This is a genomic window from Plantibacter cousiniae (nom. nud.) (assembly GCF_977070315.1).
In genome coordinates, this window is sequence record NZ_CDRVEU010000003.1 from 501563 (window position 1) to 517708 (window position 16146).

22 protein-coding genes are annotated in these 16146 nt (G+C 58.2%); 10 read left to right on the top strand and 12 right to left on the bottom strand.

The window, feature by feature from the left end; genetic code table 11:
- Positions 1 to 97: 97 nt before the first annotated feature.
- From hisG to ACW55A_RS09090, 8 genes are all read right to left on the bottom strand, one after another.
- Positions 98 to 733: an ATP phosphoribosyltransferase gene (gene hisG, locus ACW55A_RS09055; protein ID WP_002555077.1), complete on the bottom strand. Its 636-nt coding sequence runs from the start codon at positions 731 to 733 to the stop codon at positions 98 to 100.
- A 152-nt stretch (positions 734 to 885) separates the two neighbouring features.
- Positions 886 to 2151 carry a UDP-N-acetylglucosamine 1-carboxyvinyltransferase gene (murA, locus tag ACW55A_RS09060; protein WP_002555078.1) on the bottom strand — a complete coding sequence of 422 codons (1266 nt, stop codon included), beginning with the start codon at positions 2149 to 2151 and terminating at the stop codon, positions 886 to 888.
- 22 nt (positions 2152 to 2173) lie between these two features.
- Positions 2174 to 2413, bottom strand: coding sequence for a BolA family protein (locus ACW55A_RS09065; RefSeq protein WP_002555079.1), 240 nt, complete (start codon positions 2411 to 2413; stop codon positions 2174 to 2176).
- A gap of 115 nt (positions 2414 to 2528) precedes the next feature.
- On the bottom strand, positions 2529 to 2834 hold the full coding sequence (locus ACW55A_RS09070; protein WP_003431491.1) for an STAS domain-containing protein: 306 nt from the start codon (positions 2832 to 2834) through the stop codon (positions 2529 to 2531).
- The gene (locus ACW55A_RS09075) at positions 2831 to 3481 is read right to left on the bottom strand and encodes an MlaC/ttg2D family ABC transporter substrate-binding protein (protein ID WP_003364082.1); all 651 of its coding nucleotides are present in this window, start codon (positions 3479 to 3481) and stop codon (positions 2831 to 2833) included. The genes ACW55A_RS09070 and ACW55A_RS09075 overlap by 4 nt, the downstream gene beginning before the upstream one ends.
- Before the next feature lie 10 nt (positions 3482 to 3491).
- Complete coding sequence (gene mlaD / locus ACW55A_RS09080; RefSeq protein ID WP_003313587.1) at positions 3492 to 3959, bottom strand: outer membrane lipid asymmetry maintenance protein MlaD; 468 nt, start codon at positions 3957 to 3959, stop codon at positions 3492 to 3494.
- Positions 3959 to 4756, bottom strand: coding sequence for a lipid asymmetry maintenance ABC transporter permease subunit MlaE (gene mlaE / locus ACW55A_RS09085; protein ID WP_003364085.1), 798 nt, complete (start codon positions 4754 to 4756; stop codon positions 3959 to 3961). Before mlaE ends, mlaD begins: the two co-directional genes overlap by 1 nt.
- A complete protein-coding gene (locus tag ACW55A_RS09090; protein WP_003313589.1) occupies positions 4756 to 5565 on the bottom strand; it encodes an ATP-binding cassette domain-containing protein in 810 nt (269 codons plus the stop codon). The genes mlaE and ACW55A_RS09090 overlap by 1 nt, the downstream gene beginning before the upstream one ends.
- A 304-nt stretch (positions 5566 to 5869) precedes the next feature.
- Here ACW55A_RS09090 and ACW55A_RS09095 point away from each other — a divergent pair, with 304 nt between their 5' ends.
- The 10 genes from ACW55A_RS09095 to ACW55A_RS09140 all read left to right on the top strand — a co-directional run bounded on the left by ACW55A_RS09095 (position 5870) and on the right by ACW55A_RS09140 (position 12909).
- On the top strand, positions 5870 to 6844 hold the full coding sequence (locus tag ACW55A_RS09095) for a KpsF/GutQ family sugar-phosphate isomerase (RefSeq protein ID WP_003418815.1): 975 nt from the start codon (positions 5870 to 5872) through the stop codon (positions 6842 to 6844).
- On the top strand, positions 6844 to 7383 hold the full coding sequence (locus ACW55A_RS09100; protein ID WP_455808428.1) for a KdsC family phosphatase: 540 nt from the start codon (positions 6844 to 6846) through the stop codon (positions 7381 to 7383). The genes ACW55A_RS09095 and ACW55A_RS09100 overlap by 1 nt, the downstream gene beginning before the upstream one ends.
- Positions 7384 to 7391: 8 nt before the next feature.
- Positions 7392 to 7964 (top strand): LPS export ABC transporter periplasmic protein LptC, encoded by a 573-nt coding sequence (gene lptC, locus ACW55A_RS09105; RefSeq protein ID WP_455808427.1) that lies wholly within the window; start codon positions 7392 to 7394, stop codon positions 7962 to 7964.
- A complete protein-coding gene (lptA, locus tag ACW55A_RS09110; RefSeq protein ID WP_002555088.1) occupies positions 7951 to 8499 on the top strand; it encodes a lipopolysaccharide transport periplasmic protein LptA in 549 nt (182 codons plus the stop codon). The genes lptC and lptA overlap by 14 nt, the downstream gene beginning before the upstream one ends.
- On the top strand, positions 8500 to 9225 hold the full coding sequence (gene lptB, locus ACW55A_RS09115; RefSeq protein ID WP_002555089.1) for an LPS export ABC transporter ATP-binding protein: 726 nt from the start codon (positions 8500 to 8502) through the stop codon (positions 9223 to 9225).
- 183 nt (positions 9226 to 9408) lie between these two features.
- The gene (locus ACW55A_RS09120) at positions 9409 to 10902 is read left to right on the top strand and encodes an RNA polymerase factor sigma-54 (protein ID WP_455808425.1); all 1494 of its coding nucleotides are present in this window, start codon (positions 9409 to 9411) and stop codon (positions 10900 to 10902) included.
- Between the two features lie 75 nt (positions 10903 to 10977).
- Positions 10978 to 11286 carry a ribosome hibernation-promoting factor, HPF/YfiA family gene (gene hpf, locus ACW55A_RS09125; RefSeq protein ID WP_002555091.1) on the top strand — a complete coding sequence of 103 codons (309 nt, stop codon included), beginning with the start codon at positions 10978 to 10980 and terminating at the stop codon, positions 11284 to 11286.
- Positions 11287 to 11296: 10 nt separating this feature from the next.
- On the top strand, positions 11297 to 11761 hold the full coding sequence (gene ptsN / locus ACW55A_RS09130) for a PTS IIA-like nitrogen regulatory protein PtsN (RefSeq protein ID WP_003364094.1): 465 nt from the start codon (positions 11297 to 11299) through the stop codon (positions 11759 to 11761).
- A 2-nt stretch (positions 11762 to 11763) separates the two neighbouring features.
- Positions 11764 to 12621, top strand: coding sequence for an RNase adapter RapZ (gene rapZ, locus ACW55A_RS09135; RefSeq protein WP_003364096.1), 858 nt, complete (start codon positions 11764 to 11766; stop codon positions 12619 to 12621).
- Positions 12622 to 12636: 15 nt separating this feature from the next.
- Complete coding sequence (locus ACW55A_RS09140; RefSeq protein WP_003364097.1) at positions 12637 to 12909, top strand: HPr family phosphocarrier protein; 273 nt, start codon at positions 12637 to 12639, stop codon at positions 12907 to 12909.
- Positions 12910 to 12933: 24 nt separating this feature from the next.
- Here ACW55A_RS09140 and ACW55A_RS09145 read toward each other — a convergent pair whose 3' ends face one another.
- The 4 genes from ACW55A_RS09145 to pmbA all read right to left on the bottom strand — a co-directional run bounded on the left by ACW55A_RS09145 (position 12934) and on the right by pmbA (position 16105).
- Positions 12934 to 13068, bottom strand: coding sequence for a hypothetical protein (locus tag ACW55A_RS09145; RefSeq protein ID WP_255301235.1), 135 nt, complete (start codon positions 13066 to 13068; stop codon positions 12934 to 12936).
- Between the two features lie 27 nt (positions 13069 to 13095).
- Positions 13096 to 13707, bottom strand: a complete 612-nt coding sequence (locus ACW55A_RS09150) for a superoxide dismutase (RefSeq protein WP_003364098.1) — start codon at positions 13705 to 13707, stop codon at positions 13096 to 13098.
- Between the two features lies 1 nt (position 13708).
- Positions 13709 to 14170, bottom strand: a complete 462-nt coding sequence (locus tag ACW55A_RS09155; protein WP_044309009.1) for a DUF2753 family protein — start codon at positions 14168 to 14170, stop codon at positions 13709 to 13711.
- Between the two features lie 588 nt (positions 14171 to 14758).
- Complete coding sequence (gene pmbA, locus ACW55A_RS09160) at positions 14759 to 16105, bottom strand: metalloprotease PmbA (protein ID WP_003364100.1); 1347 nt, start codon at positions 16103 to 16105, stop codon at positions 14759 to 14761.
- Positions 16106 to 16146: the final 41 nt, after the last annotated feature.

Below are 16146 nucleotides of genomic sequence, written 5' to 3' on the forward strand. Positions count from 1 at the left end.
CTCAGGAGCCTAAAGCTACCAAGCTATCCGCGCAGGCACCTGAGAAATTTGGCTATGACACGGATAGCTGGACGCAACTCAACGTTGCGTGAATGGATCAGCTACGGTGTCGCGACTCCACTGCCTTGCGCAGGGTGTCGATGAGGGCCTGGATACGTGCGTGCTGCATCTTCATGGAGGCCTTGTTGACCACCAGACGCGAACTGATGGTCGCGATCAGTTCCTGAGGCTCGAGGCCGTTGGCGCGCAAGGTGTTACCGGTGTCGACCACATCGATGATCTTGTCTGCCAGGCCAATCAGCGGTGCCAGCTCCATGGAGCCGTACAACTTGATGATATCGACCTGACGGCCCTGCTCGGCGTAGTAACGCTTGGCAACGTTGACGAACTTGGTAGCCACGCGCAGACGGCCCTTGGGCTCGACCGCACCGATGGCGCCAGCGGTCATCAGCTTGCACTTGGCAATCTGCAGGTCCAGCGGCTCATAGAGGCCCTGACCGGTGTATTCCATCAACACATCCTTGCCCGCGACACCCAGATCGGCGGCACCATGCTCGACATAGGTCGGCACGTCGGTGGCGCGCACGATCAGCAGGCGCACATCGGCCTGAGTCGTGGGGATGATGAGCTTGCGGCTCTTGTCCGGATTCTCGGTCGGCACGATGCCCGCTTCAGCGAGAAGCGGCAGGGTGTCATCAAGAATGCGGCCCTTGGACAGTGCGATGGTCAACATGGGAAACGTAAGTCCTTATCAGGAAACTTTTGTCACACGCAAGCGGCGCATGACAACCCTCAGGCCTGTTGACCTGAAGTGAAACGAATCAGAAATCACACCCGCGACAGAACAGGCGGCCCCGATGCCAGCGGCATCAGGGCCGCGTGCTGCTAGCCCGGAACGCGGCGGATCTTGGCACCCAGCATTTGCAGCTTCTCTTCGATGCACTCGTAACCACGGTCTATGTGGTAGATGCGGTCGATCAGCGTGTCGCCCTGAGCGACCAGCGCCGAGATCACCAGACTGGCTGATGCACGCAGGTCGGTCGCCATGACTGGCGCGCCCTTGAGTACTTCGGTGCCGGTGACAATGGCGGTGTTGCCTTCAACCTGAATCTGAGCACCCATGCGGTGCATTTCATACACGTGCATGAAGCGGTTTTCGAAGATGGTCTCGATGACCGCCCCCGTGCCTTCGGCAATCGCGTTGAGCGAAATGAACTGCGCCTGCATGTCGGTCGGGAACGCCGGGTAAGGCGCGGTACGCACATTGACCGCCTTTGGACGCTTGCCGTGCATGTTCAGCTCGATCCAGTCTTCACCGGTCGTGACTTCAGCACCCGCCTCCTGAAGCTTGAGCAGCACAGCTTCGAGGATGGTCGGATCGGTGTCCTTGACCTTGACGCGACCGCCGGTAACAGCAGCGGCCACCAGGTAGGTGCCGGTCTCGATACGGTCAGGCATGACCTTGTAAGTGGCCGGGCCCAGACGTTTGACGCCATCGATGGTGATGGTGTCGGTGCCTGCACCGTGAATCTTGGCGCCCATTGCGATCAGGAAGTTGGCCAGATCGACAACCTCGGGCTCGCGTGCGGCGTTCTGCAGCACGCTGCGACCGTTGGCGAGGCTGGCTGCCATCATGATGTTCTCAGTACCGGTCACGCTCACGGTATCGAAGAAGAAGTTGGCACCGCGCAAGCCACCCTCGGGTGCCTTGGCCTTGATGTAGCCACCTTCGACGTCGATGATCGCGCCCATGGCTTCAAGACCACGGATGTGCAGGTCGACCGGACGCGAACCGATGGCACAGCCGCCTGGCAGAGCCACTTCGGCCTCACCGAATCGAGCGACCATCGGGCCCAGCACCAGAATCGACGCACGCATGGTTTTCACCAGTTCGTACGGGGCGACCAGGGTCTTGATGGTGCGCGGATCGATTTCGACACTGAGCTTTTCATCGATAACAGGCTCGATGCCCATGCGACCGAACAGCTCGATCATGGTAGTGATGTCGTGCAGGTGCGGCAGGTTCTGAACGGTGACGGGTCCGTCCGCCAGCAACGTGGCGGCAAGGATCGGCAGGGCAGAGTTCTTTGCCCCGGAAATGCGAATTTCGCCATCAAGACGAACGCCGCCGGTAATAATCAATTTATCCATTAGAGTCTCGACACCAATTGGCTCAGGAACGCTCGGCCCATGCAGCGCGGCTGAAAAATTTCATGGTCACCGCGTGGATGCTGCCATCGGCAATCCAGGGGTTCAGATGGGTATAAATCTGTTGCTGACGTTTGACCGGGCTCAGGCCGGCCAACTCGTCGCTGATGATGTTCAACTGGAAGTTGCAGCCTTCGCCTTCGACTTCCACTTTGATTTCCGGCAGCTTTCCTTCAAGGAAGCTTTTAACTTCTACGGCCTGCATGCTTAACCTCGATCGGCGCTGTACGCGCGCGGGTCTGGCATCATACAAAAAAAGCCCATGTTATGCGAAGCCCGACAAGCAGGTCCCGGATAAAGGGCTTTTTCGATGATGCCTTTCAGTGGGCGTCCAGCAGCTCGGTCAAACCTGATACGCGAGCTATCTGGCGCATGTCTTCGGGGAGTGCGCGGATGGTCATCGACTTGCCCGCATCCCGGGCGTCGCGCATGAACGCCAGCAACAAGGCCAGGCCGACGCTGCTGGACTTCTCGACACCCGAGCAGTCAAGCGTGAGGTCTGCCAGATCACCGGACTTGATCAGTGCCGCACCCTGCTTGCGCAGTTGCGGCCCTGTACGGTAATCCAGCACACCGATCAGCCTGAGCTCACCCGGCCCGACGAGGCGGACGGCAGATTCGGTCATTGCACCGGCTTCTGCGTGGCATCAACGGTAGATTTGGTCTTGGCCACTTCGCCAGCCCAGTTGTTGATGGTGGTATCCAGGTTGTTGCCGTTGCGCTGCATGGCATCGGCGAACTGATCACGGAACAGCTTGCCGATATTGATACCGTTGATGACAACGTTACGCACTTTCCACTCTCCGTTCAGCTTGACCAGCGTGTAGGAAACCGGATAGATCGCGCCGTTATTGCCCTTGACCTGCATGTCAACGCTGGTGCGGTCATCGCCTTCGTCCTTGGCAGGTGCGACGGTGATGCCCTGGTTGTTGAATTCAAGCAAGGCATTGCCGTAGAACTGCATCAGGCTGCGCTTGAAGTTTTCCTCGAAACGCTTCACCTGTTCAGGGCTCGCCTTGCGGGAGTACTTCACGGTCATGATGCTTTTGGAAATGCCATCGGCATCCACGACAGGACCGACAATGCGGTTCAGTGCATCATAGAACGCGCTTGGGTTGGCTTTGTACTGCTCGCGATTGGTCGCCAGGTCACTCAACAGTTCCTTGGTGGTGCGCTCCACCAGGTCATGAGCCGACGGGGTCGCCGCGGCATTCGCCAGCATTGGCAGAGTGGCCAGCAATACCAGCAGGCCACGGCGCAGAATAGAGATCATTTGAAGCTCCTCACTTGGCGTCTTTACTAACAGTATTGAGCAGGAATTTTCCGATCAGGTCTTCCAGCACCAGCGACGACTGCGTGTCATGGATAGTCCCGCCATCCTTGAGCAGCTTGTCATCGCCACCGACGCTCAGACCGATGTATTTTTCACCCAGCAAACCGGCAGTCAGAATCGACGCAGTCGAGTCCGAAGGCAGGTTATCGACCTTCTTCTGAATCTCCAGCGTGACGCGACCGGTAAAGGTATCGCGATCCAGATCGATCGCCGTCACCTTGCCGATCGTGACGCCAGCCATGCTTACCTTGGCTCTGACAGTCAAACCGGCAATATTGTCGAAGTAGGCATAAAGTTTATAAGTGTCGGTGCTCGCGCTCGTGCTCAGACCACTGACTCGCAGGGCCAGCAGGAGCAGAGCCAGTATCCCCGCCAGCAGGAACAGACCGACTCCGGTTTCGATGGCACGGTTTTGCATCAGAAATCTCCAAACATCAAAGCGGTCAAAATAAAGTCCAGTCCCAGCACGGCCAACGAGGCGTATACGACGGTTCTGGTCGTCGCGCGACTGATCCCCTCGGAAGTAGGCTCGCAATCGTAACCCTGGAAAACGGCAATCCATGTCACCACGAAGGCAAATACGACGCTTTTGATCACCCCATTGAGCACATCGTTCGTGAAAGAAACGCTGTTCTGCATGTTCGACCAGAAAGAACCGTCATAGACTCCGAGCCAATCGATCGCCACCCAGGAAGCCCCCCAGATACCGACCACGCTGAAAATCATCGCCAGAATCGGCAACGAGATGAAGCCGGCCCACAGACGCGGCGCAACGATGTACTTGAGTGGATCGACACCGATCATTTCCAGGCTCGACAGCTGCTCGGTGGATTTCATGTTGCCGATCTCGGCGGTCAATGCAGACCCGGCACGACCGGCGAACAGCAAGGCCGTCACAACAGGACCGAGTTCACGCAGCAGGGTCAGGGCAACCATCTGGCCGACCGCCTGCTCCGAACCGTATTTGGTCAGGATGCTGAAGCCCTGCAACGCCAGTACCATGCCGATGAACATGCCGGACACCACAATGATGACCAGCGACATGACCCCCACCGAATACAGCTGCCTGACCAGCAATTGAAAACTGCTGCCGGCACCGCCGCGACCGAGCAGGGCATGCACCAGAAACAGACCGGAACGCCCCAGAACAGTAACAATATCAATGGCCGAACGCCCCAGCAGGCTGACCCGGTCCATCAGTGACTTATTGCGCATCAGCGCTTCCCCAATAGATCTTCGCGAAAATCCGGCGCCGGATAGTGGAACGGTACAGGGCCGTCCGGCTCGCCGGTCATGAATTGACGAATACGTGGATTGTCCGAGGACATCAGTTCCTGCGGCGTACCCTGCCCCAGCACCTGCCCGTCGCCGACGACATATAGATAGTCGGCAATGCTCGCAGTCTCGCTGAGGTCATGGGACACCACGATGCTGGTGATACCCAGTGCGTCGTTAAGCAGCCGGATCAGACGCACCAGCACCCCCATCGCAATAGGGTCCTGCCCGACAAAGGGCTCGTCATACATGAGAATCTGCGGATCGAGAGCGATTGCGCGCGCCAGCGCGACACGACGCTTCATGCCGCCCGATAATTCGTCCGGCATCAGTTCCACCGCGCCGCGCAGGCCCACGGCCTGAAGCTTGAGCAGAACGATGTCGCGGATCATTTCTTCCGGCAGCTCGGTGTGCACGCGCAGGGGAAAGGCGACGTTTTCGAAAACATCCAGATCGGTAAACAGTGCACCGCTCTGAAACAAAACGCCCATCTGCTTGCGGGCATCGAACAGATCACTGCGCGACAGCTCCGGCAGATTCTGGCCATTGACCCACACCTGCCCCTCGCTCGGGCGCAACTGGGCACCCATCAGGCGCAACAGGGTGGTCTTGCCGCAACCTGACGGCCCCATGATCCCGGTAACCTTGCCGCGCGGAATACGAATATCAACGTTATTGAAAATGCTGCGCGCACCGCGTTTGAAAGACACACCTTTCAACTCGACCGCATAGGCGTCATCAGGACTCATCTAAACTCCTTGCGATACAGCTTCCGCCTTGAGCCGTCGGTTTTTGAACACCGACAGGCTGTCCAGGCGTGCCGAACAGGCCGCGAACTATATCACCGCAGCCACCCGCCCCCAAGAAGAGAACCGAGCGGTTCAGGTATTCGCTGAATTATTCTGTACCACAATGTTATGGCCACAGGCTTGAATACAGACCCGCAGGTACGTAGGAAATTCGTTTAAAAACAACACAACGACGATCAGACGTGAGGGAATCGTTCATTACCGCTATAATCGCCGCCTTTCAGCAGGCTGACCCTTTCCAGACATGAACCAATCCAGTGACCTGATCCAATCGGCGCAACGCACCATTCGCCTTGAGATAGAAGCCATACAAGGCTTGCTTGAACGTCTTGACGGCGATTTCGTGCGCGCGTGCGAAATGATCCTTGCCAGCAAAGGGCGCGTGGTCGTGGTCGGCATGGGCAAGTCCGGACATATCGGCAACAAGATCGCTGCCACGCTGGCGAGCACGGGCACCACCTCTTTTTTCGTGCATCCGGCCGAAGCCAGCCATGGCGACATGGGCATGATCACCCGTGACGACATCATCCTGGCCTTGTCGAACTCTGGCAGCACCAACGAAATCGTCACCCTGCTGCCACTGATCAAGCGCCTGGGCATAAAGATGATCAGCCTGACCGGCGACCCCGAGTCCATTCTGGCCAAGGCTGCCGACATCAACCTCAACGCGCATGTCGTGCATGAGGCCTGCCCGCTCAACCTGGCACCGACGTCCTCGACAACCGCCGCACTGGTCATGGGCGACGCCCTCGCCGTAGCGCTGCTCGACGCCCGCGGTTTCACCGCCGAAGATTTCGCATTCTCACATCCGGGCGGCGCATTGGGTCGTCGCCTGCTGCTCAAGGTCGAGAATGTGATGCACTCCGGCGAATCACTGCCCAGCGTGCAACGCGGTACCCTGCTGCGCGACGCACTGCTTGAAATGACTCGTAAAGGTCTGGGCATGACCGCCATCGTCGAAGCCGATGGCACCCTGGCCGGCATCTTCACGGACGGTGACTTGCGCCGGACGCTGGACCGCCCTGTCGATATCCGCCAGACCATCATCGATGAGGTCATGACGCTTCATGGCAAGACCGCCCATGCCGAGATGCTCGCCGCCGAGGCGCTGAAAATCATGGAGGACAACAAAATCAGTGCGCTTGTTGTCGTAGACCAGAACGACCGGCCGGTTGGCGCATTCAACCTGCAGGATCTCCTGCGCGCAGGCGTCATGTAATGGAAACCGAAATAATGACCCAGGATCTCATGCAACGCGGCAAGGCCATCAAGCTGGCAGTCTTCGACGTCGATGGCGTGCTGACCGATGGCCGCCTTTACTTCATGGAAGACGGTAGCGAGATCAAGACATTCAATACCCTCGACGGCCAAGGCATTAAAATGCTGATAGCCTCGGGCGTCACCACGGCGATCATCAGTGGCCGCAAGACCGCGATAGTCGAGCGCCGGGCAAAGAGCCTGGGCATTGAACACCTGTTCCAGGGGCGTGAAGACAAACTGGTAGTGCTGGACAAGTTGCTGACAGAACTCAATCTGAGTTACGAACAAGTCGCCTATCTGGGTGATGATCTGCCAGACTTGCCCGTCATCAGACGCGTAGGTCTGGGCATGGCAGTGGCCAATGCTGCCGGCTTTGTACGCGAGCATGCACACGGGATAACCAGGGCGCGAGGCGGCGAAGGCGCAGCGCGCGAATTCTGCGAACTGATTCTGAGTGCGCAAGGCAACCTTGAAGCGGCTCACTCCGCCTATTTATAGAAGCCATTATGTTCACTAAAAAAATTCGCAAGTTCCTGCTTCTCGGGGTACTGGCGCTGCTGCTGGCAGCGGTCGGCTACTGGAACATCAGCCCGGAAAGCTTCATGGACCAGCCTGATGCGTCGATTGACGACACGGCGATCGACTACTATGCGGTCAATACTCGCAGCGTGCAGTATCTGCCAGATGGCACACTTCAGTACGACATGACATCCGACAAGGTCGAGCATGTGAAGGCTACAGATGTGAGCCTGCTGACGACACCCAATCTGAACATGTACCGCGGCGGAGCATTTCCGTGGCACGTGCAAAGCAAACGAGGTGAAGTTTCGTCCAGTGGCGATCAGGTCGAGCTGATGGATTCCGTTCGTGTTGAGCGCACCGATGAAAAACAGCGTACGACCATTATTACCAGCAGTCGCATGACCGTATTTCCTCAGAAGGAATATGCGGAGACCGACCAAGACGTTAGAATCGACGGCGCGGGCGGTGTCACTACGGCCAAGGGAATGAAAGCGTATTTGAAAGACAGCAGGATGGACCTGCTGTCCAACGTAAGAGGACAGTATGAGGCTCGTTAAAACTCTTCCTTTATTGCTCGGCCTGGGCGCAGCACTGGGAAGCGCGAGCGCCTGGTCCCTGCCAACCGACCGAGATCAGCCTATCCACATCCAGTCTGACGATGCTCAGCTCGATGACAAGAAAGGCGTGGCGACTTACAAGGGCAATGTCATCATCACTCAGGGCTCGATGAAAATCACGGGCAACACCGTGACGATCACGCGCAACGCCCAGGGCGAAGTCGACGTATTCACCTCCGTTGGCAACCTGGCCTACTACGAGCAGAAGCCTGCCGTGGATAAACCGATCGTGCAGGCCTATGCCGTCACCATCCAGTATTACGCTGGCCAGGACCGTATCGTCCTGATCGACAAGGCCAAGGTCATCAATGATGGCAATACCTCGGAAGGCGAGAAGATCGTCTACGACACGGTCAGACAGGTCGTCAGCGCCGGTCGGGCCAATGGCGGCGCCAAGGTGACCACACCACGTCCGCGTATCGACATGGTCATCCAGCCGAAAAAGAAAACCGATCAACCTCAGAAGGCCCAGTAAATGGCGACGCTCAAAGCCCAGCATCTGGCTAAAAGCTACAAAAGCCGGCAGGTCGTGCGCGATGTGAGCATCTCCATCGACAGCGGCCAGATCGTCGGCCTGCTGGGCCCGAACGGCGCCGGCAAGACCACCTGCTTCTACATGATCGTGGGTCTGGTCCAGGCTGATCAGGGTCGTGTGCTGATTGACGATCTGGATGTCAGCCATCAACCCATGCACGGTCGCGCCCGCGCGGGTATCGGCTACCTGCCACAGGAAGCCTCGATCTTCCGCAAGCTCTCAGTGTCCGACAACATCATGGCGATTCTCGAGACCCGCAAGGAGCTCGACGCCGGTGCGCGTCGCAAGGAACTGGAAAGCCTTCTGCAGGAGTTCCACATCACCCATATCCGCGACAACCTGGGCATGAGCCTGTCGGGTGGTGAACGTCGCCGTGTGGAAATCGCCCGAGCCCTGGCCACCGCGCCGAAATTCATCCTGCTGGATGAACCATTCGCAGGTGTCGACCCTATTTCGGTAGGCGACATCAAGCAGATCATTCACCATCTCAAGGCCAAGGGCATCGGTGTACTGATCACCGACCACAACGTCCGGGAAACACTGGATATCTGCGAAACGGCCTACATCGTCAACGATGGACAGCTGATTGCGGAAGGCGACTCCGAGACCATTCTGGCGAACCAGCTGGTGAAAGAGGTCTACCTCGGCCACGAGTTCCGCCTTTAATCGACTGCCCCTTTGCGCTTCGCAGCCGATTGATGCCTACGCAGTGTATTGACAACATTTTATTTGTCATATCACTCTAGGCAAATGCACAGGTTTCAGGCATATAATTTGCTTAAGTTGGCGCCACGGCGCCTGTAGTAGATGGCGCATGCGCGCCGGCGAATAAGGTGTTTAGCCCCTGCCATGAAACCATCGCTAGTCTTGAGAATGGGCCAGCAGCTGACGATGACACCGCAGCTGCAACAGGCAATCCGCTTACTTCAGCTTTCAACTCTGGATCTTCAGCAGGAGATCCAGGAAGCGCTGGAGTCAAACCCTATGCTGGAGCGGCAGGAAGAAGGCGACGACTTCGACAACTCCGACCCGCTTGCCGACAACATCGAACAAAAGCCCAACCCCGACGTTCAGGAACCGACCTATCAGGAATCCGCGCCTACCGTGGACAATCTTGAAGACGGTGAATGGAACGAGCGCATTCCCAACGAGCTGCCCGTCGATACCGCATGGGAAGACATCTACCAGACCAGCGCCAGCAGCCTGCCAAGCAACGATGACGACGAGTGGGACTTCACCACACGTACCTCCGCCGGTGAAAGCCTGCAAAGCCATCTGCTGTGGCAGTTGAATGTTGCGCCGATGTCCGACAAGGACCGTCTGGTGGCGGTCACGTTGATCGACTGCATCAACAATCAGGGCTATCTCGACGAGACGCTCGATGAGATTCTCGAGTCGTTCGACCCTGAGCTGGACATCGAGCTCGACGAGATCGAAGCCGTACTGCATCGCATCCAGCAGTTCGAACCTGCCGGCATCGGTGCTCGCAATCTGAGCGAATGCCTGCTGCTGCAACTGCGCCAGCTGCCAGCGAAAACGCCGTGGCTGACAGAAGCACAGCGCCTGGTCAACGACTACATCGATCTGCTCGGAAGCCGCGACTACGGCCAGCTGATGCGGCGCATGAAGCTCAAGGAAGACGAGCTGCGCCAGGTCATCGAGCTGGTGCAAAGCCTCAACCCGCGTCCAGGCTCGCAGATCGAATCCACCGAAGCCGAATACGTCATTCCGGACGTGATCGTGCGCAAGGACAACGAACGCTGGCTGGTCGAACTCAATCAGGAGTCGGTGCCACGCCTGCGAGTCAATCCGCAATACGCGGGCTTCGTGCGGCGCGCTGACACCAGCGCAGACAACACCTTCATGCGCAATCAGTTGCAGGAAGCGCGCTGGTTCATCAAAAGCCTGCAAAGCCGCAACGAAACACTGATGAAGGTCGCCACGCAGATCGTCGAACACCAGCGCGGTTTCCTCGAGTACGGCGACGAGGCCATGAAGCCGCTCGTCCTGCACGACATTGCCGAGGCAGTGGGCATGCACGAATCGACCATCTCGCGGGTGACCACGCAGAAATTCATGCACACCCCACGCGGCATTTACGAGCTGAAATACTTCTTCTCAAGCCATGTGAGCACCTCCGAGGGCGGCGAATGCTCGTCCACGGCAATTCGCGCAATCATCAAAAAACTGGTTGCGGCGGAAAATCAGAAAAAGCCGTTGAGTGATAGCAAGATCGCTGGTTTACTGGAGGCACAAGGCATTCAAGTAGCCCGTCGCACAGTCGCCAAGTACCGTGAGTCTCTCGGGATCGCCCCTTCCAGTGAGCGTAAGCGACTGATGTGATGCAGGCCGAGCCACAGCGTCCCAGTGGCAGGCGCCATGCCTGCCTCTTTATGCACTGGCAAAGGAGAAAGCTGTATGCAAGTCAACATCAGTGGACACCAACTGGAAGTGACCAAACCCCTTCGTGAATACGTTGAGCTCAAGCTCAAGAAGCTCGAAGGGCATTTTGACAAGATTACCAACGTGCAGGTCACGATGACGGTCGAAAAGCTCAAGCAGAAGATCGAAGCCACGTTGCACATCCATGGTGGAGAGGTCGTTGCCAATGCTGAACATGATGACATGTACGCTGCCATCGACCTGCTCACTGACAAGCTAGACCGACAATTGCTCAAGCATAAGGAAAAGCAGCAAAGCATCCTCAAAGGTGCGGCCGCTCGCTAACGCCCATTTAATGATCCGAATCGAAAATATCCTGACCCCCGGCCGCTCCCTCGTGAACGTGCCGGGTGGCAGCAAAAAGCGTGTACTCGAAGAAATTGCCAACCTGATCGGCCGTGAAGTGCCGGGCATGGTTTCGGATACAGTATTCGCAAGCCTCGTTGCCCGGGAAAAACTGGGCTCGACCGGTTTTGGCAACGGTATTGCCATTCCCCACTGCCGCCTTGCTGACTGCAGCGAGCCTGTCAGTGCAGTCATTCACCTCGCTACACCCGTGGATTTCGACGCCATCGATGGCGCGCCGGTTGACCTGCTGTTCGTCCTGCTGGTCCCGCAAGCCGCTACCGATGAGCACCTGGAGCTGCTGCGCCAGATCGCCAGCATGCTCGACGACAAAGATGTGCGTAAGCGCCTGCGCAGTGCCGAAAGCGCTCAGGCGCTTTATCAAGTGGTGCTGGACGTGCAGAACGGAAACTGACCATGCGCATGATCATCGTCAGCGGTCGCTCCGGCTCAGGCAAGAGTACGGCGCTCGACGTGCTGGAAGACAACGGTTTTTACTGTGTCGATAACCTGCCGGCAGGTCTGCTGCCGGAGCTGGCGGAACGCGCTCTGATCAACACCGAACTCGCCGAACCGTTGCTGGCGGTTTCGATAGATGCGCGCAACCTGCCCAGCCATCTGACCCGTTTTCCGCAGATGCTGAATGAAGTACGCGCGCGCAATATTCAGTGCGACGTGCTCTACCTGGATGCAGACGAAGCCACCCTGCTCAAGCGCTTCTCGGAAACCCGGCGCCGCCACCCCCTGAGCACGGCCGATCGTTCGCTGGCTGAAGCGATACGCGACGAGACCGCACTGCTTGGCCCGATCATCGATCTGGCCGACCTGAAGATCAACACCACCCACCTGAACCTCTATCAGTTGCGCGACGCGCTCAAGCTTCGCCTGCTGAACAAGCCCGAGCCAGGCACGGCGTTTCTGATCGAGTCATTTGGTTTCAAGCGTGGCATGCCCATCGATGCAGACCTGGTATTCGATGTGCGCTGCCTGCCCAATCCCTACTGGAAGCCAGAACTGCGCGACCATTCAGGGCTTGAACAGCCTGTTATCGACTACCTGTCGGTGCAGCCTGATGTCGAAGAAATGTTTCAGGACATCTTTGCCTACCTGAACAAATGGCTACCCCGGTTTGCAGCCAGTAACCGTTCCTACGTTACCATTGCCATCGGCTGCACCGGCGGACACCACCGTTCGGTCTACCTGACCGAGCGGCTTGGTCAGGTTTTGCAACAATCACTCAAGAACGTTCAGGTCCGCCACCGCGACCTCAGCTGAAGGATTTTCACTGCGATGCCCGCTCGTCAAATCACCATCATCAACAAACTGGGCCTGCATGCCCGCGCTGCCGCCAAATTCGTCGGCGTCGCAGGCAAGTTCCCCTGCAAGATCAGGGTCGGCCGCACTCCGGAGAGCATGGTCGACGGCAAAAGCATCATGGCCGTGATGATGCTGGCTGCCGGCAAGGGCACCGAGATCCACCTGCACACTGAAGGCGAATTCGAACAGGAAGCGCTCGATGGCCTGGTCGAGCTGATCAACAACCGGTTTGATGAGGGCGAATAAGCCCTCGGACAAACGCGGTATACGTCACCACCAGCCTTGCAAGTGCATCCAGCTCAGCCCATGGGCAACCAGTAGCGCCATACCCGCCAACAACAGCACGCTACCCACTACCAGCCGAAATAACCGCGCAGTACTGAGCGTAAGGAATCCGAAGCGCATGGGTTGCCTTGGGTCCGGGTGCCAGGCTCAGGCCAGGGCGGCCTGATAACGGCGGGACACCTCATCCCAGTTGATCACGTTGTAGAACGCGTTGATGTATTCGGGACGACGGTTCTGATAGCGCAGGTAGTAAGCGTGCTCCCACACGTCCAGCCCTAGAATCGGCGTGTTGCCGTTCATCAGCGGGCTGTCCTGATTACCGCTGCTTTCCACCACCAGCTTCTTGTCAGGCGTGACGCTCAGCCATGCCCAGCCACTGCCGAATCGGGTCAACGCGGCCTTGGTGAACGCTTCCTTGAAGCTTTCGTAGCCGCCCAGTTGTTCGTCAATCGCCAACGCGACAGCGCCTGTGGGCAAGCCTCCCCCGCCCGGCACCATGACTTCCCAGAACAACGAATGATTGGCATGGCCGCCACCCTGATTGATCACCGCTGGACGCAGGTTTTCAGGCAATTGCTGGACACTGGCGACGAGTTTCTCGACAGACCAGTCCGCAAACTCCGTGCCTTCGACCGCTGCATTGAGGTTGTTGATGTACGTCTGGTGATGCTTGGTGTAGTGGATTTCCATGGTTTGCGCATCGATATGCGGTTCAAGGGCATCGTATGCGTAAGGCAGTGCGGGCAAGGTGTATGGCATGTCAGTGTGCTCCGTAGAAAAGTCCGGAAGGGGCTGCCGAATGGCGTTGCAGCGCTGAGCGCGTATGCTCGCCGCTGCTGTTCAGCAACCGATGGGTGCGCGGGTATTCGCCATGTTCGCTGATGAAACTCAGCAGCTCGGCGTAGGTTTTGCTGCTATGACGCAAGGCCGCCTCGCGCAGGGCGGGCGGGAGGCGCTGATCCTGCAGGGTCCGCAACAGGTGCTGGTGGATGGCACACAGGTACTCGGCGCTCTCCTCCGGCTGGCCCAGACTCAGGTGCAGATCCGCCAGGTTATGGTGAGAAATCACACAGGCCGCAACCGCTTCGTCGGCATCCGCCCAGCGTTCGAACAGGACTTGCGCCAACGCCAGCGCCTGAAGGTACAACTCGCGGGCCTCGACCCACTCGCCGAGATTGAAACAGCGATTGGCCTGCTCGATGGTGCGTTTCCAATGCTGCATGACATACCTCCAGGAACGTTGGCTAGGCAGCGACCATGGGCCAGGGCGTGGCGGTCAACCGCGTCAGGAACGCCTCTTGACGAGGTAATGCTCGATCAGCAGAGGCTCGTCGGTTTAAAGCGCACAACGAATCCGCAGACTCAAGCCACGCTGGTTTCCAGCTAAGGCAACTCGTTCAAAGCAGACCCCATGATCGCAGTTCATTTTATAAATGATATTCATTATTAAATGAGATAGAGAATCAACACAAGCCCGATCGCTTCACCGCCTTGCGCCGGTGAGCGTGAACATGCTTTGAGGGAAACGTAAAACGCGGGTTCGGAGGGAAGTTATTGGCGGTCAAAGCCGCAAGCGGATGGGTGACGCAGAGCGTCACGAAATGCATTCCCAATGCTGAAGCGTAGGGAGCGATAACCTCAACTATCGTGCGGCGCTCCGCGTCGCATGCCGTTCCGGACGCTCTGCGTCCTTTTGACGACGCAGAGCGTCGTGAACTGCATTCCCACGCTGGAGCGTAGGGAACGATGATCGCAACTATCGTGCCCACGCTCTGCATTTATGGGCACGATAGCCGGAATCGGGGGCCTGTCAGCTACCCGCTACGGTCATTCGCTCAATCAGTACCGAGCCGGTGCGGATGTTGCTGCGCAGCTCAAGATCGCTGCCAACGGCGACGATCTGCTTGAACATGTCGCGCATGTTGCCGGCAATGGTCACTTCCTGAACCGGGAACTGAATCTCGCCATTCTCGACCCAGAAGCCTGCCGCGCCACGCGAATAGTCGCCGGTGACCATGTTCAAACCGCTGCCCATGAGCTCGGTGACCAGCAAGCCGCGCCCCATGCGCCGAATCAGCGCAGCCTGGTCGTCCGAACCATGGGTGACGAACAGGTTATGTACACCGCCCGCGTTGGCGGTGCTCGGCATGCCCAGCTTGCGGCCGGAATACGTGCTCAGCACATAGGAAACCAGATCCCCACCTGCCACGAATGGCTTGGCGAAGGTCGCCAGACCGTCGCTGTCGAACGCCGAACTACCCATCGCATGCTTCAGGTGCGGGCGCTCATCGATGGTCATCCACTCAGGGAACAGGCGCTGACCCAGCGCGCCTTCGAGGAACGACGATTTGCGGTACAGCGTGCCACCGGAAATGGCGCCGAGAAAGCTGCCGAACAGGCCGCCCGCCAGCTCCGCAGCAAACAGCACTGGCACTTCACAGGTCGGCACCGGACGCGCACCCAGACGGCTTGCCGCACGCAACGCGGCCTTGCGGCCAATACTCTGCGCATCGGCCAGCAGCTCGCCCTGGCGGTTGACGTCATACCAGTAATCACGCTGCATCTGGCCTTCACCCTCGGCAATCATCACACAGCTGAGGCTGTGACGCGTTGAGGCATAGCCACCGATGAAGCCATTGCTGTTGCCATACACGCGGCAGCCCTGATGGGTATTGAGCGTAGTGCCATCGGCGTTCTTGATGCGGCTGTCGGCATCGAAGGCCGCCGCTTCGCAGATCAGCGCTTTCTCGATGGCCTGCTCGGGCGTGATGTCCCAGGTGTGATAAAGGTCAAAATCCATGACCTCTTTGGCCATCAGCGCAGCGTCGGCCAGCCCGGAGCTTTCATCCTCGGAGGTGTGCTCGGCAATCGCCAGTGCAGCGGCGACCGTTTCACGAATCGCATCGGCGCCGGTTGCCGACGTGCTGGCCGAGCCCTTGCGCTGCCCGACATACAGGGTGATACCAAAGCCCTGATCGCGGTTGAACTCGACGGTTTCGACTTCACGCTGACGGACCGATGTCGACAGCCCCTGGTCCACCGACACCGCGACTTCGCAGGCGCTGGCACCCTGACGCCGGGCTTCGGCGATGATCTGCTCGACCTGTTCCTGCAGTTCGGGCAAGGCTTGTGGGCCGACGCTTTGGGTTGCACTCATGACTTTCTCCATCAAATTCTTCTTTCAGCACAGGCCGAATA